Source organism: Bacteroidota bacterium, from assembly GCA_034439655.1.
In the GTDB taxonomy this organism is placed as follows: Bacteria; Bacteroidota; Bacteroidia; order UKL13-3; family UKL13-3; genus CANJUD01.
Window position 1 is genome coordinate 1 of the sequence record JAWXAU010000149.1, and the last position, 24,780, is coordinate 24,780.

The 24,780-nt window shown below is 37.1% G+C and carries 11 protein-coding genes; 6 read left to right on the forward strand and 5 right to left on the reverse strand.

Annotation, left to right across the window (positions count from 1 at the left end; translation table 11 throughout):
- Positions 1-240 precede the first annotated feature (240 nt).
- The 3 genes from SGJ10_10825 to SGJ10_10835 all read left to right on the forward strand — a co-directional run bounded on the left by SGJ10_10825 (position 241) and on the right by SGJ10_10835 (position 1,614).
- Positions 241-432 carry a hypothetical protein gene (locus SGJ10_10825; protein ID MDZ4758611.1) on the forward strand — a complete coding sequence of 64 codons (192 nt, stop codon included), beginning with the start codon at positions 241-243 and terminating at the stop codon, positions 430-432.
- A gap of 202 nt (positions 433-634) precedes the next feature.
- Complete coding sequence (locus SGJ10_10830) at positions 635-838, forward strand: HEAT repeat domain-containing protein (protein ID MDZ4758612.1); 204 nt, start codon at positions 635-637, stop codon at positions 836-838.
- Between the two features lie 356 nt (positions 839-1,194).
- A complete protein-coding gene (locus SGJ10_10835) occupies positions 1,195-1,614 on the forward strand; it encodes a hypothetical protein (protein ID MDZ4758613.1) in 420 nt (139 codons plus the stop codon).
- A gap of 77 nt (positions 1,615-1,691) precedes the next feature.
- Here SGJ10_10835 and SGJ10_10840 read toward each other — a convergent pair whose 3' ends face one another.
- On the reverse strand, positions 1,692-2,105 hold the full coding sequence (locus SGJ10_10840) for a helix-turn-helix domain-containing protein (protein MDZ4758614.1): 414 nt from the start codon (positions 2,103-2,105) through the stop codon (positions 1,692-1,694).
- 64 nt (positions 2,106-2,169) lie between these two features.
- Between SGJ10_10840 and SGJ10_10845 the strand changes: the two genes are divergently transcribed.
- On the forward strand, positions 2,170-2,883 hold the full coding sequence (locus SGJ10_10845; protein ID MDZ4758615.1) for a hypothetical protein: 714 nt from the start codon (positions 2,170-2,172) through the stop codon (positions 2,881-2,883).
- Positions 2,884-3,174: 291 nt separating this feature from the next.
- Here the strand turns inward: SGJ10_10845 and SGJ10_10850 are convergent, their stop codons facing one another.
- From SGJ10_10850 to SGJ10_10865, 4 genes are all read right to left on the reverse strand, one after another.
- The gene (locus tag SGJ10_10850; protein MDZ4758616.1) at positions 3,175-11,352 is read right to left on the reverse strand and encodes a gliding motility-associated C-terminal domain-containing protein; all 8,178 of its coding nucleotides are present in this window, start codon (positions 11,350-11,352) and stop codon (positions 3,175-3,177) included.
- A gap of 341 nt (positions 11,353-11,693) precedes the next feature.
- The gene (locus tag SGJ10_10855; GenBank protein ID MDZ4758617.1) at positions 11,694-13,709 is read right to left on the reverse strand and encodes a S8 family serine peptidase; all 2,016 of its coding nucleotides are present in this window, start codon (positions 13,707-13,709) and stop codon (positions 11,694-11,696) included.
- Positions 13,710-13,839: 130 nt separating this feature from the next.
- Positions 13,840-21,057, reverse strand: a complete 7,218-nt coding sequence (locus SGJ10_10860; GenBank protein ID MDZ4758618.1) for a lamin tail domain-containing protein — start codon at positions 21,055-21,057, stop codon at positions 13,840-13,842.
- A gap of 183 nt (positions 21,058-21,240) precedes the next feature.
- Positions 21,241-22,128, reverse strand: coding sequence for a TIGR01777 family oxidoreductase (locus SGJ10_10865; GenBank protein ID MDZ4758619.1), 888 nt, complete (start codon positions 22,126-22,128; stop codon positions 21,241-21,243).
- A 124-nt stretch (positions 22,129-22,252) separates the two neighbouring features.
- Between SGJ10_10865 and SGJ10_10870 the strand changes: the two genes are divergently transcribed.
- Together SGJ10_10870 and SGJ10_10875 are read left to right on the forward strand one after the other, a co-directional pair.
- Positions 22,253-23,146, forward strand: a complete 894-nt coding sequence (locus SGJ10_10870) for a MerR family transcriptional regulator (GenBank protein MDZ4758620.1) — start codon at positions 22,253-22,255, stop codon at positions 23,144-23,146.
- A 121-nt stretch (positions 23,147-23,267) separates the two neighbouring features.
- Positions 23,268-24,780, forward strand: a 1,513-nt coding sequence (locus tag SGJ10_10875) for a TonB-dependent receptor (protein MDZ4758621.1), incomplete at its 3' end; no start/stop codon positions are given.

Genomic DNA, 24,780 nt, shown 5'->3' on the forward strand with positions numbered 1-24,780 from the left:
AAAATAATACGAACCTAATTTATTTTTTTATTTCTTGGGTTATTTTTTATTGGGAAATAATATCACTATATTCAGAAGTAATTTCCTGTTATTGAGCATGATTTCCTGCAAAATCTTTTTTCCACCTATTCTGTGGTTTTTTTAATATTCCCAAAAAACTGTGCGGAATTCACTGAATGATAAGCTTAATAGTTTAACCAATTTTCTATTATTATATTTGCCACATATATCTAATTTAAAATGCCCAAAATCATAACCACAAGTTTCTATAGCCTCCCCAAACAAGTCAGACTAAAATTGGTCAATACCAGCAGCAAAGATATACTTGCCGAAATTAGCAGTGGCAAACTTCATAAAACATTATCATACTTTGGCGATGAAGATACTTATATACGCAAAGCGGCTTGTTTGTGTGTGGAAGAATATATATAGCAAATAGAAGTATACAAAAAAATATCATATATATATTAAAGGACTTACTAAAAGAACCAGATTTTAAAATTAGGCAAACGGTGGTGAATGCTGCGGGTAAATAGGCAAAACGAATTTTAAAATTGTTGAATATTTTTTCGATACAGGATTATTTGATGGGCACCACAGTGTGCGAAATGCAGTGATTGGCTCTATTAAAAAAATGGGAGAGAAAAACCCCAAACCAGTATTACAATGGGCCAAGAAATATCTGCACCATGAAGATAAAGAAATACGCAGGGAAATAGGCCACGGCATTGAGCTGAGAGGTCGCACCCACCCCGAAGATATTTTGGATATACTACAAGAATTACAATATGATAAAACCGCAAGAGTACGTAATACTTTGGTGCATGTATTGGGATAAATTGCCTACAAAAAAGGATGCCTTGAAAAAGTAATTGAGCATTTAAAATTATGGGGAAATAAAGAAGTAGTTGACAAAGTATTGTATGAAATTATAGACGTTCATAAGCGTTATAGAAATTTTTCTTTTTTAACTCAAGAACAAGCCAGGCATTATATAGAAACCCATATTTAAAAGGAAGTACATGGACTGCCCTTTTTTATAGCACCTCCCAAAATGTTTACTGTGACACCGCCCTGCTTTTGATTCTTGTAATTATGGGGAAAAAATATGGATAAAAATAATTGAAATAATTGGCAATCATAAACTTAATCCGATAAGTTTGTTTTTTTTCTAACCCTTAATTATTTACTAAAATGAACAACAAAACAATTATTTCAGGTATTATTGGAGGCGTAGCTTTCTTCCTCCTCGGTTGGTTAATTTACGGAATGATGCTCGACAGTTTCATGAAAGAAAACATGAGCCAAGCGGTTGCCCGCAAAATGGAGGAAATGGTCTGGTGGGCTTTAATTTTAAGCTGCTTTGTGAATGGTTATTTCCTTTCGCTTATGTTGGGCTGGAGCAATACCCAAAGCATGTCGATTGGTTTGCAAAAAGGTGCCATCATTGGGCTATTGATCGGATTAGGAATGGACTTGGGCATGCATGCTATGAGTACCGTATTTCTTAATATGAATGCCCTTATTGTAGATGTAGCCGCCTGTACAGTAATGAATGCCATAGTAGGTGGGATTATCGGTATGATAATGGGTATGGGTAAAAAAACAGCTTAAAAAAATTGACTTAATTTATTATTTCCCGATATATATTAAGAAAGTATATATATCGGGATTTATTATATATAATACTTCTATAATTTTTTCAACACCGCTGTCCTGGATTTAATAAATCCAACTTTATCCTTTTTGAGTATTTTATTTACCTCTTTAGCTTTAGGTCCAATTTCATAATATTTGGCTGCCCACAAGTTCATTTCGGCTATGATGGGCATCAAATCAATTCCTTTTGGGGTGAGTTTATAAAATATTTTAGCTTTGCTTTCGGGATGTTCTTCCCTGCTTATCAAACCTGCTTGTTCTAAATCCACCAAACGTGATGCAAGAATATTGGTCGCTATTTTCTCCATCGATTTTGAGAATTCACCGTATGTGTTCTTGTCGAAGAACATTATATCCCTAACAATTAAAAGTGACCACTTATCACCCCAAATATCTAAACAACTGCTGATAGGACATAAAGACCTCTGGTTTTTTACTTTGTCCATTAAAAATTATTCTAAAATATTTACTCCTTTTTTGCCTCTGGAAATCTATTTTTGCACTTGCAATTTGCAAGCAAATTTACAACAAAATTTAAAACCCATCATCATGCTCAACAATCTCCCCATTTTCATCAGCCTCATTTTCGGACTCACCACATTACTTACCGTGTGGTTTTTTTACAAGGCCGCACAAAAATCGAACATCACGTTAATTATTTTAACAATATGGCTTGGTATACAAACTGTGGTAGGACTATCAGGTTTTTATACAGTTACAGATACTTTACCACCAAGGTTTATGCTATTAGTTTTACCTCCACTACTAGGTATTATTATATTATTTCTAACAAAAAGTGGAAGAAGGTACTTAGATAATATAGATATTAAAACCTTAACCATTCTGCATATAGTGAGAATACCTGTAGAAATAATTTTGTTTTGGTTATTTATATATAAGGCTGTTCCCCAATTAATGACTTTTGAAGGCCATAACTTTGATATACTATCTGGCATTAGTGCTCCTATTATATATTATTTCGCATTTGCAAAAAACAAACAGAATAAAACTTTATTATTAATCTGGAATTTTATCTGTTTAATTTTATTAGCAAATATTGTTTTGCATGCGGTGTTGTCTTCGCCCTCCCCGTTTCAGAAGTTAGCTTTCGACCAGCCCAATATAGCTATACAATACTTTCCTTTTGTGTGGTTGCCTAGCTGTGTTGTACCCTTGGTTTTGCTATCGCATTTGGCAGTGATAAGAAGGCTACTAAAGAAGTGATTATATATCTATACCGAAACTCAATATCTAATACCAATTCTTAACCTAAAATAGTTCTCCGCCTGTGGCAGATTTGGTTTGTAGAATGGTAATGCCGAACTACATCCCGAAAGCCCTGCTTAATCCCGATAATTATCGGGATGCGGGGGAATTAGTCCCTTTCTTTTGGACTATTATATATTGAGTTTCGGTATAATACCTTTATAGTTTAGCCAATTTTTCGTTGAATTTGAAATATAAATATTTACCTGTTTTCGATATTGACTCCAACAAGAAGCTTGCTAATTTGTGCTACCTCAAAATCTGAATCACACCATTATAGTTAGTTTCTTTTCCTTCGTAACTATATATTTTAACACGGTATAAATAAACACCCGTGGGCACTAGTACTCCGTTATTACCAAACTTGCCATCCCATCTGGGTTTCAAGTCATTGTTCTTAAATATAACTCCACCCCAACGGTCTATAATTTCCATATCATACTTTTTATAATATAATCCAGTGGGACCAAATGTTTCATTCAAATCATCGTCATTAGGCGTGAAAGTATTGGGGAAATATACCAAAGGTTCTTGCTTTAAACATAATTGGTTTGAGAAAGTAACAGCTTCGTAGCCGCCCAAGTTTTCAATTCCTTTTACTACATAACAGTAATTTTCTACACTGGCACTTCCCAACAAACTATCCAAATAATCGAGTGGGGGTGTAGTTGTGGTCAAAATCAAGGAGGTCATATTTCCATCGTCGGTTCTATATACTTCATAGTGATCAACACCTTTATTCCAAAATGTATAAGGAGTGAAAGTAAAATGATTACTTAAATTATGGCTTTTGCCTTTTAACCAAATCAGACAGGCTTCGTTACTAGGCAAACTGTAATTACTACACGAGTCGCCTGACTGTATGCGATAACAATAAGAAGCACTTGTAGCATGCACGGTACTATCATAATATATGGTATCGCTTGTGCGGGCAATTTTTACCCAGCCATTGCTACCATTTGGTTTGCGGAATATATCATAGAATGCGATATCAAAAGTTTGTGACGCAGTGAACTCAATTTTAGCAGTATAGTTATTTTCATATACTGTTGCAAATTTGATATAACTTGATGCAGGAGGTGTATGGTCAAAAGGTCTTGTATATGACGAATCAGATAAGCTATAAGTATTATATTGACTATTGACCGCTTTTATTTGATAATACATTACCCTTACACATGATAGTGGTGAATCGATATAACTTAATACATTGCCCGGAACTGAAGCTAACCATTTTCCATTACGCAAGATCACAAAACTATCTGCTGTCCATCCTGTATAATTGTTCCAGTTCAAACTTATATTTTGTTCGCCAGGAATTGCATTCAATACTATACTGGCATGCTCGGGAGAGAATGTGCTACTAATATTTCCGCAACTATCCAAAACGGCTACTTTGAAATAATATACTGAGTCGACTGTATTTATTCCTGAAACTTTATAGGTTAATTGAGGCGTGAACGCAGAAGCCAATATCCAATTAAAATCGTTTGCCGTACGATAATATACTATATAACCACTTGCATCACTACTGCTAGAAGGATTCCAATTTGCGGTAACTTCTCCATTGGCTACACTAGTTGCGGCAACATAAACATTGATTAAGGTAGTGGCATTGGGAGCGTCAATTTCAAAAGTGAGCACACCTACTGTATCCGATAGTGATACAAATCCTGTGCTATCCATAACCGTAATCCGATAATAATAGGTCAAATTACAATCAGCAAACGAGTCGGCATAACTGGTAACGGAAGGACCAAATAATCCAATACTTGTCCATACTGTTTGTCCCGGATTTAACCTTTCCAAAAGATATTGATTTACAGGAAAACCGATATAATTAGACCAACTCAAATTTACAGAACCGCTAACAGAATTGGCTTGCAATTGCACCACAGTGTGGGTGTCGCTAGGAGCAGATTCATTATCGCAACTATCGGTTACTGTAATATAAAATCCATTTGCAAGGTATTGCGTATTGAGACCCTGCACGGTAAATGAAAGTTTGCCATTGTTCAACTCAGGATATATATTTTTCAATTTGAAATAAAGCCCACTATCATTTAAATATATATTATAGCCAGTACGAATACGATCGGTAGAGGCATTAAAAAATACATCAACTTCTGCATTCGCTGGGTCGGTGGAAACTACCGTAGCGTAATCTATCTTAATTCTCGGTGGTGGTATTGTATCAAAAGTTACTGCGGTATTCACATTGGAATTACTTAAGGAATAATCACCAAACAATTCTGATGCTTCTATATAATACCTATAAGTGTAAGTGCAACTCACATTGGTATCGATATAACTGGTGGTAGCAGAGTCGGTAACTGCTATAATATTTGCAGCATTCAGATCATCCCATCTCCATATTTTATAATTCGCTACGGGGAATCCTTCGTATTTGCCCCAGTCGAGAGCTACTTGCAAGTTACCTGGCGTAACGGACAAATCCATAGTTTTATGCACTTCGGAATAAGCTCCTTCGCGGTCGCACAAATCGCGGAAAACCATTTTAAAATAATTTAACCCATCTTCCGTATCAATACTATCCAACAGAAATGTTGTGTCATTCATATCCGTTGTTTCGTAATACATATAATACTTACTAAAGGGACTTCCATTCCAATAATATATTTGATATTTTTTAACTAAGGTATCTACTGTTTTCCCCCATGTAAAAGCAATAGCTCCCAAGGTATTACCGCTAGAAGTAGTGGTAGCATTAAAAATATTGGGGGCTAGTGGTGTGGGGTAGTTATAAGGTATTACAGCCATGGTATCGCTAAGTGAATAGGTAGTACCGTCGCTGCTGCGAGCGAGCACCACATAACTATATACACTGCCTAAATTAATTCCAGAATCTTTAAACGTAAATGTATTCGTATCGGCAACAAAAGTTGATTTAACACCTAAGCTATCCTTCCTATATATTTCATACCTCAAAAGTTTATTATTAAAATACGCATAAGGGCTCCAAGAAATATTGATTTCTGGAAAACAAGCTTGATATTGAAATTGGAGCTTAATAGTTGTTTCGGTATCGCTGGGCATCGATATATTGTTGGTATTACAACTATCAACAGCTACCACATAATAACTATATGATTGCTGATTGGCAACTACAGTTGAATCATCATAAGTAAAAACATTAGTTACCTGTGCAATATTGGTAAATATCCCCGAACTATTGTTTCTATATATATTATAATACTTTACATCAGAGCTTTTGCTCGCAAACCATTCAAGCCTTACCAAATTATTATTAACAACTGACACCACTTTAATTACTGCAGGTTCGGGCTTAATGGTATCATAAGGAACCAATAAAATACTATCAGAATTAACATACACTCCTCCAAATCCATTCGTTCTAATTCTAAAGTATTGGTTTGTATTACAACCCAAAAAATCTACACTGCCTGAAGTTGTAACGCTGTTCTTATATAATATAGTAGTCCACACTCCGCTAATCCATTGTTCTACTTCTTGATCCTTAATAGGGAAACCTGTATATAAATTCCAATTAAGTTTTACGCCCAAGTTCACGGCATTACCACTTAGGTTTGCACTGGTATGTGCTGCGGCAGCCAAAGATGCATTCATAGCACAACTATCGTATGCTATAATTGAAACACTATATGCTGAGTCGCTTACTGGCAATGGGGTGATATCATAAGTTAAAGTACTTGGAGACAAAGTATCCGCTTTAATCCAATTGCCGTTGGGCGATCTATAGGATATTACATACTGGCCTATATCGGGCGACGATGCCTGCCAACTAACACGAAGTGTATTGTTATTTAAAACTGTTGAGCTTACAATATTAACTTGTGCAGGAGCAACAGAGTCGAATGGGGTAAGTATAATAGTGTCAGAATAAGATTCACGTCCCGTACTGCTTTCTATTCCTATAATAAAATAGGTATGTGGAATATTACAAGACAAACTATCGTGCAACCATGCAGTATCGGTAGGAGCCAAAGTATCTAACCTTACGAAACCACCACTGGGCAATAGCTCAGTTATTTCATAACGCTGAATATTATAACCTGCAAACTTGTTCCAATTAAGAGAGTTTTGCAAATGGCCACCTTGGCCTGTAAGTTGTATTTGATCGAAAACAATAGAATTGGAAGCGTTCAAGCAAGAATCAACAACAGCAACTTGATAATTATAATAACGGTTTTGTGCATCGGCAGTATCATAAAAAGTAAAAGTATTGCCAGGAGCCGCACTATATAAAAATCCACGCTGCACCCAATTACTGGAGTCACGCTCTTTCCTCCTTATTGCATATCCAAATATAGAAACTGAATCTTGTTCAACAATATCAATCTGTATGGTTTTATAATCGTATACAGTTACATTCTTCAACACTCCCAATGCTATAAAACTTGTATCAATAGGTGGCAAGGTTACGGTATCGCTCAAGCTATAATATACTCCATTTGTATCTTTGGCAATTACTGCATAACTCACATATCCGTTACATGGCGAAGGGAAGTCAATAAATAATGTATCTGTGCCTGCAACGGTACCAACAGGATAAAACCCTCCAGTATCCTTACGCATGATTATATAACTTCCTACCTTCCATCCTTTATAAGGAGTCCAGTTCAATTTGTTCCTGAGTTTCTTAAGCGTCACGCTCAAATCCATAGTTTTATGGAATCCGTTAGAATCGGTAACTATATTGCACGAGTCTACACTTACCATATAATACCAATGATTTTGTGTACGCGTATTCAATCCTATATGGGTGAATGTATCAAGTGTTAGCGGAATATTATCTTTGATTAAAGAATAACTTCCTGCTGCACCTGTATTTGAATAATACAATCTTGAGAATTTAACAAACGAGTCAAGCTCCAATGCCTTCCATGCCACTAGCACTGCACCATTGGTAGCCGATGTTGCTACTTTACTAACTGAATGAATAACAGGGCCACGAACATTTTTGAAATCAAAATTAACTGTGTCACTTTGGCTGCTATTGTTACCTCCTCCATTTTCGTTAGCTACAATAACATATCTATAATAAGTATTTACCGAGATAGCTGTATCTGTATAAGTAGAATCGGCAGCAGTAAATGTTTTGTAAACAGAATATGCTCCACCATTGCTACTGCGATAGAGTTTATACTGAGCTACACTTCCAGGCCAATTTTTGTAGGTGCTCCATTTCATTTTATACAATCTTTGGCAAATATCTAATTGGCCATCCAGGTTGATAGAATTATGCTGTAGAGCCTTGCTGCTACTATTATTAGAGCAGCTATCAAATGCTTCAAGTGTATAGGTATAATAATATTTAGCAGCGTCCACATTCGAATCGGAGTAATAGATAATATTCCCTGCAAGCGTATCGTAAGCAACTGGCGTACCTCCATTTAATGCCCTGTATAATATAATACGGTTTACATCTGGATCTGTTTGACTCCAGTGCAAATCAAGGCGGGTATGATGTATGGTTGTTATATAATCAAATACAGGTCGCGGTGGAGGTTGTGTATCGAAAGGTTGTATAGCGATTGTATCCGAATAACTAGTTGGGTAACCACCTTGATATAATGCTTGTATTCTATAATAGTTCAGTTTGCAGCGTACACCCACACTATCAGTGAAAGAAGTATCGCCATTTGTTATATTATATATATCAATCCAAGAACCGTTATTCCACCTTTGAATATTATAATCGCTCACTGTAAATCCCTTGTAGGCATAAAACTGTAAGAACACCCTGTTATTGCCAGGCTGAGCATGAAGCTGCATAGCACAATGTATAGTAGAATCCTTAGAGGCTAAGTTTTGACAACTGTCGTGCGACATGATATAATAACAATATCTATTACTCATGGCATCTACTTTCATATCGCTATATATAACAGGATTGCCTGTTGGATAAGTTAATACCGTATCCAATACATATGCTCCGCCATTGGTAGATTTATAGATAAAATATCTGTCAACATCTTTGGATATACTGGGATTAAAAAGTAAATTAATTTGAGTACCAGTAATTACAGTTACCATTTCCACATTGGGAGCTATCGGCCTTATTGTATCATAAGAAGTTAAGATAATAGTATCACTTTCCGTATATAAATTGGTATCATTTACATCATAAAACTGCACTTTATACCAATAAGGAGAATAACACGAAATGGCAGAATCATATATTACAGAGTCGTTAGCAGTAAGTGTTTTGTAAGGGGCCCAAACATAAGTAGTTGAAGTGTCAGCCCTTACCAATACTACTTTACTAAACCCTTTAAAACCTTGATAATTGTACCACCACAGTTTCACCCTGAAATTTTCTGCTTGCCCTTGTAAATTAACAGGTGCATGGTGTTCGTACATGGAGCCGATATTGCCACAACTGTCAATCGCTTGTATTTTATAATAGTAAGGTTGGTTGCCGCTGTTAATATTTGCAGTAGCATCAATATATTTAAAATAAGGACTCTTATTATTTTTCACAGAATCTAAAAATACAAATGCTCCTGTAGTCTTACGGTATATATAATACCAAGCCACATCGCCCGAATCGTTTGGTTTCCATTCAAGCTGAACTTGTTGGCCAGATGGTGTAATAGTTGCCTTCACAAATCCTTGAATGACTGGGGGTAATTTGTCTTTTAAGGTAAAATACGAGGTATAGGTTGAAGAAGAAGTGCAAGCACCCACGCTATCGTAACCTACTACTTTGTACCGGTGCGAAGACGTGCAACCCCTTGCATATTGAGAAATAGAATCGTTTAAGGTGCTGTCAGCATAAGTCCAGCCGCTGCCATCATCTTTGTATAGAAAATATTTATAAGGTTTATAGGCAGTAGTAGGCTTATTCCACAAAAGGTTCACCACACTTTGACCGCTTAGCGTCCCAGTTATCAAAATGGTAGATATCGTATTTCCACTTACATAGTTACCACAAATATTTACGGGCACAATATCATAAATATATTGTGTAGTAGTGGCACTCGTTACCGTGTTATCAGTATAACTAGTAGATGATAGGCTTGCTGAATCTATAAGTGTATAACTGCCCGCCAAGGGTTTTCTAAATATATAATACTTGGTGGTAAGTGAACTTTGCGTGGACGGATTTTTCCATGTTAAATTTATCTGGGTAGCACTCACCACATCGGCACATCGCAGTTGCGGCGTGTTTCCTGTCACCATACTATTTACCGTAATTGAAAAATTCTTTTGGTCACTCCCACAGTTTTTATTTAACAAATCAACTGTCATCAGGTAGGGCTGCGAACGAGCATGGTTACATCCAGGTTTCCAACAAAATTGTTGGGTAACTAAACTGTCGCCCGATTTTTTTGCAAAGGTGGCCAATGGAACCGTACCGCCTGTCAAGGTATCGAACATCACACCGGTTGCCGAAATATATACTGAGTCGCCCAAGGAATCTGTACCAACAATATTGAAACACAAGGAATCGCCTACTTTCACACTTTTGGAAGTTGAACTACCCCAACTTACAATTTTTGGTGGGTAATAGTTGGCACATGCTTTTGCAACTACTTGCAAATCTCTCCGTACTTCACTCATCAACACAGGCGAGCCATTAACATCGCGATACTCCTTAATTTCAATGGCTATTACAAAGTTATTGGAGGTTGGAGCGGTTGCGGTAATCTCTCCCGTAAAAGTGTCCATTGCTATAGAGCCACTCGTTCCCAAAGGTTGCGTAGTTGAATAACCAGATGCCCAATCGCATAGAATGCCACTAAGTGGCGGCTGCACCGCATAACCTGAACCTGGACTGCCAGGTGTTGAGCCATAAGGTTGTACAAACGTAAATACCAGTGAATCTCCATCGGCATCATAAGCATTATTGCTAAAAACCATTTGCTTATTGGTACACAGGAAGGGAAGAGGTTTGCTTACAAATTGAGGTGAACTATTGATATATTGTTTGGGAGAAGGGATATATATCTGCCATCCCATACTTTTCTTGTCATTTGACTGGCTTGCCCCCAAACTTAGATTTATAATACTATTGTTTCTCTGTGTACCCCCACAAGTAAAGTATAGACCATACGTTTGACTGGTTGGCATATTTATGGTGTCAACGTATACCGCTTCTTCAATGCAAACACCTGTTGCGGGTATACAAGTGGGGGTAACATTATTAGATTTACCACCAACCATATAAACTTGACGAGTTCCCAATGAAGAATAGTTGGTACTCTTATAATAGCCTATGCTTATGGGATTTGAAAAACCTGATGATGAATTACAATCACGGTATATTACCAATTTAATTTCGTAATAAACTTTATTACTTTGGGTATACAAATAGCGGTAGGTGAAATCGCCACCCATTAAGTGAGTTGACTGTGCAGATTTTTGAAACCCCAACAGTGTCAATATCAATAAAATAAATGTAAATGATTTTTTGGTCATTTTTAAAGGGGTAAATTTACTGATTAATAATGGTATAGACAAACTTTTTGTCTGAAGGGTTCGGTTTACAATTGATAATCTTTTAAATAAATAAAACCCGAGTAAACCATTTGCCTTCTCTAAAAGAAGTCTGATGGTAGTTTTAATAAATTGATTAACTAAAATTGATTTTTCCATTGGTTCTATTTGATGATGCAAAGAAACAGTGCCTGTTAAACCTAGAAACTGATTTGCATCAATATAGCCCAATGACTTTCATCAACTTGGATATCTGTGTACTTGAAGTGTTTTTCTTAATTTCCCCCGATTTCGATTTTCAACACAAGGCTGCGGAAGTTTGATCAATTTTTCACCACCTTCTGTACCCAAATATTTCCATGGGGATCGCTAATTCTCACAAAGTATAAGCCTTCTGCTAAATCTGCGAGTGCAATACACTGGGTTTGATACTGCGGCATCGACCATTTCTTCTCAAAAAGCAAACAACCAATTGGGTCTAAAATTTCTATTTGTAGATTTTCTAAACTTTTGTTTGCTAGATATAAATCGCCGTTTGTAGGATTGGGATAAATTGCAACTATTGCATCAATATTTAAAGAAGGAATACCCACACCATAAAAATTAACCGCATCAGCTACCGATATACATTGGTCGGGATTGGTATAAATACAATAGTATCTCCCTGCCTTTGTAGGAGTAAAGTTAACTCCATTGCCTTGCAAAATCCCTGTAGTATCATACCAGTTCATCGAAGCACCTTGCACGGTTGTTAAATAAGTTTGCTTTACTTGTATAATCGGTTTCTGCGGAGGGGTTAATACCCTGATATACTTGTTCAACACTAAAGTATCACTTTGCCAAGCATTGCTCACCACCAATTGTATGTCGTAAAAACCGGGGGTATCTTGTTGCCAACGCAAAGTATCTCCAATCCCTGCCAACACACCTTGCACAAACCATTTTACGGATTTTACATACTTGTTTCTCAAACAAATAAATTGTGTTTGCTCACCCACACATACTTGTGCTTGGGCACCATATATACTTGCCATCGGAAAACTATCAAAAGCACAAAATCCTGTTTTTAACAAAAAAAAAGCACTTGGCAGATAAAGCCTCCCGCCGCATTGTGTAATATTCGTAAAATTACTTTCTTTTTTAGCCCCATTCAATATGATAGACTTGAAAAACAAAGCCCCTGAAGCTAAATCCTCTTTAGCCCAATTAATAGTGCCTATGCAAGCAGCACTATATAATAATCCAATACTTCCAGTTACTTGAGGGGTAGCGAATGACGTCCCCTTGTCAAGAGCATAAGTAGCATTAGAACTTGTGGTATATATATCAGTGCCAGGAGCTGCAATATCTATACTCCGTTTGCCATAAGCTGCTGCATTATCAAGGTCTCCCCACATATTGTGATTGGTAACCATTACCAAAAAATGACTTACGCAATTGGTGGGCATGTCGTAAGACACGTCAGTATTAATAGGCGTATTGGCTGTAGCGGCCACACTAATAATACCTAATTGCCCAAGACTATCATACATGGCACACCACAGGGGATAATTTTTAGGATTGCCATTATCAATACCAAACGAAGAATTTACTGCTACCACAAATGCCCCCTTTTTTCCTTGGCTCTGTATATAATCTTTTTTCATTTGGGCATAATATCCATAAGCTTCTACCACTGTAGCTTCATCGGAATTTGGGAAGGAAACGGGCAGTATTTTTATGTTCCAGTTTATACCTGTCACACCTATCTTATTATCACCTGTTGCTCCCATCACACCTGCCACTCCCGTGCCGTGGTCGGATGGAGGCATACTGTCATTATTTAACTGGGTATTATAACCGCGGTAATCATCAATATATCCATTACTATCATTATCAATATTATCATAAGGGATTTCATTATGGTTGATGAATAAATTAGCTTTGAGATCGGGGTGATGGATTTCCAGTCCTTGCTCTACCATACCAATTACAATAGTATCGCCTGCTTTTGTTATACCTCCTGTGGTACTGTCCCATACTGCAGTGGCACCAATATCCATCGTTATTACTTGGCTATTTTGCAAATACCATTGCTTATTAAAAAATGTGTCATTGGGTATAGTGCTTCGCAAATACACTTTATGATTAAGCTGGGCTATAGCTACTTCTGGTTTTTGCTTCAGAAATACAATAAATCTATCTATATCATTGTTCTTTTTGGGTTCCACCAAATATATATGATATAGTTTCGACAAACATTTTACAATATGTATATCTGTGTAGCTTGCCAATTGTTCAATGCTATTGCCTGTTTTCAGCATAATAATAGCCTGCCTTTCTGGAGTTTGAGAATACATAATATTAGAGCATACAACTAGTAGCATACTTATCACTATTTTCCGAAAACAACCGTAAATAAAATAGACCGAAGTTGCCACTTTAAATTGGTCATTCATCGGTCTATTATTCATATCAATTATGATAGTACTATCTAAGTACTACTTTTTGTTCCATTGTTTCGACACCCGAAACTATTCTAATCAAATAAATTCCTTTGGCAAATTGAGAAAGATCTAAAACCGTTTTGGTTTGCAAATCATAAGTTCCCACTTGTTTGCCAGTTATATCTATAATATTTATACGGCCAGTATTATAGGGCGACTCAACTATTACCAAGCCCGTACTTGGGTTTGGATATATAGCAAATGCTTTTTTATTGCTGATATTTTGCAAGCCTGTATAGGTACATGGTGTTGTATATGCATTTCCTGGAGAACCTGCTGCACATCCGCAGAACCAAGAAGCCGAATTGTTAAATGCTTGTTTGGTGGTATCAGCTAGTTCCAGTGTATATTCTAAACCATCAGCACATATAGGCCATGGGCTTGTATTGCTATAATATACATAATACTTTAATCTGCCTGATGTATCAAATAGTTCAATACTTCCTTGCTTTGGTAAATCGAGACCTGTCCAAGTGCTATGATTTGTTACACTAGGCCAATACATAGCTAATTTAGTATCATCTTTATTCAACAATTGATATTTCTTTGCCTGCACTATCAAGTTGCCGGAGAACTTATAAGTCAATGCTCCAATATCTACACGCCATTGATGGAGCAACATCGTACTATTTGAATTATTCTTCAATTCCAACCATTGTCCAGCATCGAACATTGGGCCCGGGTTATAGTTTATTTCGCTTACCACAAGTGGATATTGGCATGGTATATATGTAGTGGCTGGCGAACCACCAATGCAACCTTCGAACCACGCAGTGTACGTTCCTGTTGCAGGTTTAGTTATATCACGTTCCAAGCTCCGACCTGTACCTGCCACTTCCGCAGGCCAACCATTGCCGGCTCCAAATCCGAATATACCTATCATATTGCGTTTGGTATTATACATTTTCACCAAACCTCCTGTATCTGCCAAATCAAATCCACTCATGCTTATTGCATTTATTCCTTTATTATATAATCCAAAATTAGTAAGGTCATTTGCAAAAACCAATCTTTCACCTTTCAACATAAAAGTGTTTTCAGGCACTATAAATGTTTTGCTCGAATCGCTATTCACAAATAAATAGTTACCAATATCAATAGGGTTCGCATTGGTATTCGCCAATTCTATCCAGTCTCCGGTATTATTTTTAAGATGAGGCTTGAACATGATTTCAGAAATTGTAGGATCGCCTATACAAACACTGTTGGCTAATCCTGGAGAACCGAGGATACAATAGTTTGCCCAATTGGCAGCGGTGTAAGTAAGATTTGAAGTATCGTTTAGGGCAATGGTATATCCATTCGCATCAGCTTTGGCCCAACTTGAAGTATCATAACTAATTGCTGCTGCTACTTTACCCGCTTTATCTATAATCACGATTCCATCATTCACACTCAAATCAAAATTAACTTCCACTTTTAAGAACGACTGTACCGGGAATATTTTATCAAATTTTGCCTTATTGCTTACCACTACCAATCGGAAACCGGCGGGAATTATTGTATTTGCAGGCAAGGTAAAGCTTTGTCCGCTTTGTATAGTTTGCACATTATACCCGCTCAAATCCTTCAATTGGTTGCTGGTATTTCGTACCTCAAACCAGTCGCCAGCATCTGCCTTTGGATGGCTTTGGTAATTAATTTCTGAGAACACCAAGTTTTCGGCACAGGTACTATAATCTTTCCCAGGCGAACCTTCCAAACATCCACCAAACCATGAACTTCCTAAATTTGGGTCATTGGTCGGTGAAGTACGTTCAAGGGTTCTTTCAGTTAAATATGCATCCTTTGTCCATCCTTTAGAGAAGTCGTAAGGAATTGCATATATCAAAGTGTGGTCTTCATTATATATTTTTATGGTATCTGCGTTGTCATCAAAATAATATCCTCCCGATACATGGTTATAGGTATTATAATAACTTGCAAACAACGATGAGTCGGGAGTTACTATTATGTAATCTCCCGTTTTCATAATCTTATCTGTATGTATTTGCCCTGTGAGTGACCCATTGGCATTGCTAATTTCCCAGCCATCGACTGTTGCGAAGGAACTACTGTTGTTTTTGAACTCAAGCCAGTCACCACTTTTCGACCATGTAGCACTTGCCAATTGCATCTCCGTAAGAACTGTACCGTTAAAGCAAGGACTGTAAGCCGCAGCGGGCGAACCACCTAGGCAACCAGCAAACCAATATGTTGGAATTCCAGTATTTGCCGAGGTATCATTCCCTTCAATCGTATAACCTCTGCCATCAGCTTTAGATATTGCAGAACTACTATAAGAAGTTTGTGCAATAAGTTCAGCTTGCTTACTATATATCTTTAAAATTTCGTTTTTGCCCAATACAAAATTGAGAGAGCCATAGATGGGAACATTAGGGAAAATCGACCTAAACTTATTGCTATCGGAACAAAGCACAATGCGTTGATTGGAAGCAATGACACTGTTTTGCGGAAATCCGAAATAACCTCCCGAACCATTCTTCAAACTATAGTAACTCAAATCGTAATTATTGCTCGATTTGTTCCATATTTCTAACCATTGACCCGCATCTATAATACTAGAGGGGGTATGATTTATTTCTGAAATTACTATTTTTTCATCGCATTTTTGGTAAGGCCCACCAGGGGAACCTTCTATACAACCATCGAACCAAGAAGTGTAGAATAAAGCACTATCATATATGCTCGTTCGTTCTTGTGTGCGACCATTGCCATTGGCTCCTTGAGGCCAGTTGCTAGAAGTTCCATCGAACGTGGCAGTGGCGAATAAGATACCAAAGTTATCTCTAAGTTTGATTGTTTGTGGTTTGTTATTTAGCAAATCAAAATTGAAATTACCTACTGTTTTAACACCTGTATGTCGCTGTTTGAACCTGGAAGTATCATAACAAAATACAAGATATTCATCTTTGAATATTACGGGTGCTTTTTGAAAGGTATATACAAAAGTGCTGTCCCCATTTTGCAACCTAAACCCTGAGGGTTCCACAGGAAGCAAACCCGTATTTTGCACTTCAAACCAGTCGCCTGAGTTCAGAGAAATATCGCTATTATAGTTTACTTCTGTAATTGCCAACTGCCCGCCACAAGCACCTTTTATTTTACCTGGCGAACCACAAGGGCAAGCGGTAGTCCAGCTTTGAGGCTGCGATGCAAATACGGAATCCTTTTTCCAGTCCAAGGTATACGAGCCACCATTAGTAGCTTGCAGCGTATAATCCCATGTTGAATCAATATAATAAGCTACGCCATAACGTAATTTGCTATTGGCATCACGGAGTATGATATGATCGCCCAATGAGGCAAGTCCGAAATTGAAATCGCCCAGTACATTTGTGAGGTTAGGGAACAGTTTTAAGAGTTTGCTCTTTTTATTGCTTACTACTATGCGGTCATTGGGTTGCAGCACCGTACCGCTAGGGAACAAGAATGTATCTTTTACATCATTGTCCTGAAATATCCAACCTGAAATGTCTTTTGCTACCTTATGCAAATTCCATATTTCAAACCAGTCGCCCGCATCGGCATCGCTATTGCTATTATAATTTATCTCGCTCACAAAAATACTGTCGTCGCAGGCGGTAAATGCAACTCCAGGCGAACCACCCAGACAACCACGTTTCCATGCTTTGGGGTCGCTCTGCCAAGCAACGGTATCTTTTACTTCAAGCGTATATCCTGTGCCTGCAATTCTTTTGGGCCAAGCCAAAGTATCATCGTAACTCATGGCTGCCAATAGTTTTGTTCCTTGCAGAAAACGCAAATCGTCGCCAACGGAACCCAAGCCAAATTGAAAATTCCCTATATAGTTTTTCACGTTTGGATACATGGTTTTAAACTTAACCGTATCGGCTACAAAAACCAAATAATCACCCGATTTTAGAATGGTATTACTTGGTATTCTGAATGGTGTGAGTGTATCACCATCATATACATCCCACCCCGAAAGATTTAATGCAGATGGGGAAGAGTTCTTAATCTCGAACCAATCGCCAGCATCATTAAACGATGCCGCTTTATAATTTATTTCAGTGAACAATATGCCTCCTATACAATTTGCAGGAGTAGTGCCAGGCGAACCACCCATACATGCACTGAACCAGCTACTGCCTTCAGAAAAATCATCGGCTGAATCTTTTAACTCCAACGAATAACCCTGTCCATCGGCTTTCTGTGTAAATGTACCTTTGTCATCGTACGCTACAGAAAATACTAAGCTATCGCTTGGTGTAAATATGCGAATCACATCAAAACCATTACTCAAATCCATACCTTGAAGCGATACAAAAGCATTTACAGTAGGGTTCACGGTTTTGAATGCAGTGGTATCTCCTACGCATAGTAACCTTCCTCCTGCAACTATTTTGGTATTGGTAGGAAATACAAAATTGATAAAATTATTTTTATTGCGAACGAGATAATTGCTCAAGTCAATAGTTGCTGCGGTATGGTTATACAATTCAAACCAATCGCCCGAAGCAGCAAATTTGGGTGGATGGTAGTTTATTTCAGATACTTTTATGAATTCACTACATTTAGAAAAAGATGCACCTGGCGAACCACGCATACAACCATTTCTCCAATTGGCTGGGTTAGATGCCAACAAGGTATCATTAATCAACTCCATATTGCGACCATAACCATCGGCAGCCAAGGGCCAAGGCTGTGCATCGGTATAGTGTATGCTGATAACGGTTTTGCCTTGGTTATCTATAATGTCTATATCTTCTTTGGAATTACCTAATTCAATAGCTGTTTGTATTAAAGGTGCGGTAACATTACTATATTGCTTGCGGAATAAATTTGTATCGCTACAAAGTATCCATCTCGTATTTGCAGGTATAGTAGTACCCTCAGCAAATTGATATTTAATCCACCTTATGTTGGTATTTAGTTTCCATTCGCTTATGTCAATATTAGAATTGCCATAGTTGGTAAGCTCTATCCAATTACCGGGATTCTGAATCTTATCCGAATTATAATGAACTTCGGTAATGTTTAATTGCTGTTTGGTTGTAGTTCCTGTTGCTACAAAATTGGCGGTAAGTCTACCTCCTTTTTTGGTAAAGTTTTTATCAATAGTTGCATTCGAATCATTGGCACTAAGTGCATCACCACTCCAGTAACTAAAGGTATAACCGGGATTGGGAATAGCCGCAACGGTTACATTATTCCCATTAAAGTATGTTCCTTTCCAAGGAAATTTATTTGGATATACAGTACTTACTTTCATGCGGCCTGCACTAGCTGGGTACACATCGAAAATGAGGTTTACTGTATCACTCAACGAAAAATAATCTTTTACATATTTACGTGCATATATATTACGATCTACGGAAAATTTCCTGATTACATCCACTTCTTTTTGCCAATCGCTTAGGCTTGTTGAGGTTCCAGTCGGAGGGTTTAATTGACCTGACCAACGTGCAAAACTCTTCACCATATCATTATACAAGGAATCATATAATATTTTCACCGTGGCTTGCACCGAGGTATAATGGAAGGTTGTATTAATTAAATCGGCTTGCCTATTAATAAAGTACTTTTTGAATTTGGCATTTTTGAGCATCATCTTGATCATGCCTGCAGGATTTCCTCCTCCATCCAAAGTGCTTTTAAAGAAATCTAACTGTGGCGAGGTATTGCCTAAACCCCAATTAATTCCAAAACCGAAATCCAAATCCCATAACATGAAACGCCATTTTTGGTTTCCACCCTGTGGCCTCCACCATCTTATATTATTTCCTGGCCAATCTTGATTAATTACATAGGTCTCTGTAAAGAAATAATCTGTCCAGTTTTCATAATCAACTGTCTTGGTAATTCGGTTAAAAGCTGCATCGCTTAAAGTAGCAGCACTTGTATACTGACTTGCATTGAAGGTATCTACCAATTTGTACCAAGTAGCACTACTGCCATACATCGGACTGCCTGGGCTATAATGAAACATATCGATACTGTCAGGATTTACACCATGATTTTCGTAGCAATAATTATTATCCTGTCTTTCGCGTATATGATACATCCCATAGAATTTCCCATTCATATATCCTTTCACGGTTCTTGCTACTTGCACATCTTGATTGGTGTTTACTCCTAAACTATGTATCAATTCATCACGCATATGGGCTCTAAACCAATCCACTCCCGCATTCCGCACATTGAAACTGTTTACTTCAGGGAGTTTTTTATTCCAAAACAAATCTCCTGCACAATAGCTGCTGTCCAAATATCCCTTGGTTTTTACCCTTATGCTTTTTTGTGCAAATGACCGAGAATAATTTCCGTGCGTAGTTATGACACAGCCAAATTGCTTTTCAGTTTTACCATATTTATCAAACAGTTCAAAGTAAGCCTGTCTCTCCGTATTGGCAGTATATACACTGCTAAAACTATCAGGATTAGTTGAAATAGAAACTGCAGAGGTATATAATGAATCATTTACAAAATAAGTTTGAACCTGTTGTGGGCTAGGCAATAAACCTACTTTGTAGCACCGAGCTTTGAATACCTTTGTGCTATCGAAGGTAATTGCTTTAGAATACTTTGTAAACGATTTATTGGTGGAAGCAGGTACTGCACTTGGAGGGTAACTTCCGTCAGTACTATAGTATATCGCTGCCCCATCAGGCGAAGTCATTGTAATAGTAAGTTTGTATTTACCTCCCTTCTGAAGAAATACACCGCCATCAGGCGTAAAAACTGGTGCTTGACAATATGCTGTAAATTTATTCCCTGAATTGGTATTGCCTGGGGTAGGTTTATCGCTAATATACCAAGTGCTGCCATCAGGCATGCGGGCATACGTTTCTTTTGACCCTACACCGCCTACCACATGGCTCTCTATTATATTTCCATTGGTATCACTCATTATAAGTTCGGCACTATTACTCGCTTGGTTCAGTTTGAAATTGGTATGTGCTTTACTGCTTTTATAGCGGTCTTTACCACTGGCAAATATCACATACTTATTGCCTGCAGCCATGGTAACACTGGTGGATATTCGCCACATAGTGGGGTTTGACCTATCGTTAGAAAAACAATAGTTTCTTAAGTCTATGGAGCTAGAACCAGTTTTGAGATAAACCTCAAACCAATCAGACCAATCACCGTTGTCGTCGGCGATAGAACCGGCATTGGCACTTGAAATTTCGTTGATAAACAATTGACTCTTACCCGCAAAAGGTAGTAAAATCAATAACAAGATTGGGTAAATTTTTCTTAGCATGTCGAAGATTTTGGATAAGCTGTGTTAAAAAATTGTGATGTGATATTTAACCACGAAATAACTACAAAAATTTGAGATTTGCAAGTCATAAAATTGTCTTGATAATTTTATGTTTCTTTATATTATTTTCCAGAAACGATTCCTTTAACCACGCTATATCAAATCATCCAAAGCATCCTGTATGTTTTCGTACTCAAATTTAAAACCCGCTTTTAATAATTTCTCAGGCCACACATTTTTATCAGATAACAGTTCAGTAGCAAATTCACCAAACAATATTTTTAAGACCCATGCTGGAATATTGGGTAATATAATTTTTCTTTTTATTCTTTTGGCAATAGCTTTGGTGATAACTTCATTGGTTGCAGCGTGCGGCGAGGTGGCATTAATGGGCCCTGCCATTATGTTATTCTCCATCGCATATATAAATACCCTGCACAAATCTTGTAAATGTATCCAACTTGTCATTTGCTTACCACTGCCAAGTGCGGCTCCCATTCCCCATTTAATTGGGGCAGACATCCGTGGTAAAAATCCACCTTCCTTTGCCATTACGATCCCTATTCTAACAGCAACTGTTCTGCAACCTAAATTATCGAAGCGATATGCTTCCTGCTCCCAATGAAAACAGGTATCAGCTAAAAAATCTTTTCCTGCTTCACTGTCCTCATTCAGTTTTTCTCTACCTTTATTGTTATAAATGCCAGTGGCCGATGCGGTTATAAATAGTTCCGGTATATTCTTAGTTTTTTGGGCCAATTGAAAAAGCAAACGATTGCTATATATGCGACTATCATATATCTCATTCTTAAATTTTTTTGTCCAACGTTGTTTGGAAACATTTGCTCCGCTTAAATTTATTACTACGTCAATACCTTGCAAGGCTGTTTCGTCAATTTGAAGATCCATCGGGTCCCATTGGTAGTCGCTCTTCTTATTTCTGCCCAAAGTTTTAACTTGATATCCAATTGCTTTGAAATTTTCTACAAGCTTTTGCCCGATTAAGCCACTGGCACCGGCTATGAGTATGGTTTTATGCATGGTATATTGTATAATTATTTATCTTCCATTTTCTTGTTTAGCCTGTCAATAACAATTCCAAATTGTAAAAAAATTAACATTATTGAAAACAAAAGTTAAACAATGGTGTTTTGATACTTGAATTATGGCAAGATTTTCAATTAGAGATATAGAAAAATTTACGGGTGTTAAAGCACACACTTTGCGTATTTGGGAACAACGCTATAATATACTTACCCCGAAACGTACCGATACAAACATACGATATTACGACGATGCTGACCTAAAACAATTATTGGGGATTTCAATTTTGCTCAATAATGGTTATCGAATTTCGAAAGCGGCTTGCATGTGCCGCACAGAAGTGGATGGTATTGTACGTGAGATTACCGAAAAAAATAGTTCCTCTACCAATCAAATCATGGCCTTGGTATCAGCCATGCTCGAACTGGATGAACAAGCATTTAACAAATTACTTGATACGCAAATATTACAATTGGGTTTTGAAAATACTGTTATAAAAGTATTATTCCCCTTCCTGAAACACTTGGGAATGCTATGGATGACAGGGACAGTGCACCCTGCACACGAGCATTTTGTGAGCAACCTCATCAAACAAAAAATATATGTAGCTACCGAGGGACAGATACCTAAATATGGATCCGATTCTCCTAAATTTTTGTTATACTTGCCCGAAGGAGAATCGCATGAAATCGGCTTGCTATTTGCCAATTATGTATTGCGTAACCGTGGGCACCAAACTATATACTTAGGACAAAACACACCCGAAGAAGATATAGTACAGGTATTTGAATTATACAATCCCGATGTGGTTTTTTTAACAGTAACTGCCTGCACAACTATTGACGAAATGCCATCATTTATAGAACATACCGCTAGCCTCTGGAAAGGTAAACATATATATATTGCAGGGAAAATGTGTGATGGATTAAAAGCCAGTCTACCCGCAGGAATGAACTGGGTGAAAGACCTTGAGGATTTGATGACACAACTTGGTGATCTTAGAAAACCAAGTTAATATATCGTAGGTACTTCCAATTTTTTTATTTTAAGTACATAACCTAAATAATTCTACTAGAATAACTATGCACGATAAACATATTTTAATATCCATATTTTTTTTATTTTTTTTCCAAAACTTGAGAGCACAAACGGGGAAAATTAATGGTATTATTAAAGACTCAAAATCCCAGCAGTATCTAGTATATGCAGAAGTTGAATTAGTAGAAACTACTTTGAAAACTACTAGCGATAGTAATGGCTTTTATATGATAGATTATATAATACCGGGGACTTATACAATCAAGATTTCATTAAAACAATATAATCCCAAACTTTTATACAATATAGTAGTTACATCGGGCAATATAAATTCTGTTAATATATTTTTAGATGCCGAAGAAAATGTACTTGAGGTCGCCAATATTAAATCAAAGAAAAAAATATTTGCAAAAGTGATTGAAACACCACTTTCCACCCAAAGTCTTAGTGCACAAGAAATAAAATCATTCCCAGGTGCTAACTTCGATATCGTAAAAGTAGCTCAAAGTTTACCGGGTGTTAGTGGCTCTGTCGGATTCAGAAATGACTTGGTAATTCGTGGCGGTGCACCTAACGAAACTGTATATTATTTGGATGGTATGGAAGTGCCCAACATCAATCATTTTGCCACACAAGGAAGCGGTGGAGGCCCAGTGGGAATGCTCAATGTGGCATTTATTGAAGAGGTTACCTTAAGCACAAGTGCCTTCAGTGCAAAGTATGATAACCCTTTGAGCGGCGTACTACAATTCCGTCAAAAATCGGGAAATTTGACACGCACACAAGGCAATTTTCGATTGGGGGCTAGTGAGGCTGCACTTACGCTAGAAGGCCCTTTAGGTAAAAGTAAAAAGTGGAGTTATATGGTTTCTGCTCGTCGTTCGTACTTGCAAGCTTTATTCAAATTAATCAAACTTCCTTTCTTACCAAACTATTGGGATTATCAATATAAACTAACTTTCAAACCATCTAAAAAAGATGAAATTAATTTATTGGGATTAAATGCCATTGATAATTTTGATTTCAATCCACCCAAAGTTGATCCCTACGATACTTCAATTGCAACACAAAATAATTTATATATATTAAACTCGGTTGCTAAGTATACCCAATATTCTGCAACAGGTGGTATATCATGGAAACACCTGATACCACGAGGGTATTTTAACTTAGTATTGAGTTCAAATGTATTAAGAAATGGAATTACCAAGTATGAAGATAATGATGAAAGTGTCGAGCAAAAACTCAGACTTAAAGTAAAAAGTTACGAATGGGAACATAAACTTCGTTTTGATTTGAACAAGTTTGTTGGGCGTTGGAAATTGAGCACCGGTGCAAATATTGGATTTTGCAAATATGATAATACCTTTTTTCAAAAAACATTTATACCATTCAATAATAGTTATATAAATATAGCGTCAGACAAGTCTATGAATTTTGTAAAATTTGGTTTGTTTGGAAATGCATCTAGGAGCTTTTTTAGCAATCGATTTAATTTATCAGGTGGCATTAGGACAGACATGAATACCTTTACCACCAATGGCTTGAACCCAATAAAAGCAATATCGCCACGATTATCGGCAACTTATATTTTAAGTAAACAATTTAATA

Excerpts from the sequence above, each read along its gene's own strand:
- SGJ10_10825 (MDZ4758611.1), top strand. The coding sequence starts at position 241 with ATGCCCAAAATCATAACCACAAGTTTCTATAGCCTCCCCAAACAAGTC.
- SGJ10_10830 (MDZ4758612.1), top strand. The coding sequence starts at position 635 with ATGGGAGAGAAAAACCCCAAACCAGTATTACAATGGGCCAAGAAATAT.
- SGJ10_10835 (MDZ4758613.1), top strand. The coding sequence starts at position 1,195 with ATGAACAACAAAACAATTATTTCAGGTATTATTGGAGGCGTAGCTTTC.
- SGJ10_10840 (MDZ4758614.1), bottom strand. The coding sequence starts at position 2,105 with ATGGACAAAGTAAAAAACCAGAGGTCTTTATGTCCTATCAGCAGTTGT.
- SGJ10_10850 (MDZ4758616.1), bottom strand. The coding sequence starts at position 11,352 with ATGACCAAAAAATCATTTACATTTATTTTATTGATATTGACACTGTTG.
- SGJ10_10855 (MDZ4758617.1), bottom strand. The coding sequence starts at position 13,709 with ATGTATTCTCAAACTCCAGAAAGGCAGGCTATTATTATGCTGAAAACA.
- SGJ10_10865 (MDZ4758619.1), bottom strand. The coding sequence starts at position 22,128 with ATGCATAAAACCATACTCATAGCCGGTGCCAGTGGCTTAATCGGGCAA.
- SGJ10_10870 (MDZ4758620.1), top strand. The coding sequence starts at position 22,253 with ATGGCAAGATTTTCAATTAGAGATATAGAAAAATTTACGGGTGTTAAA.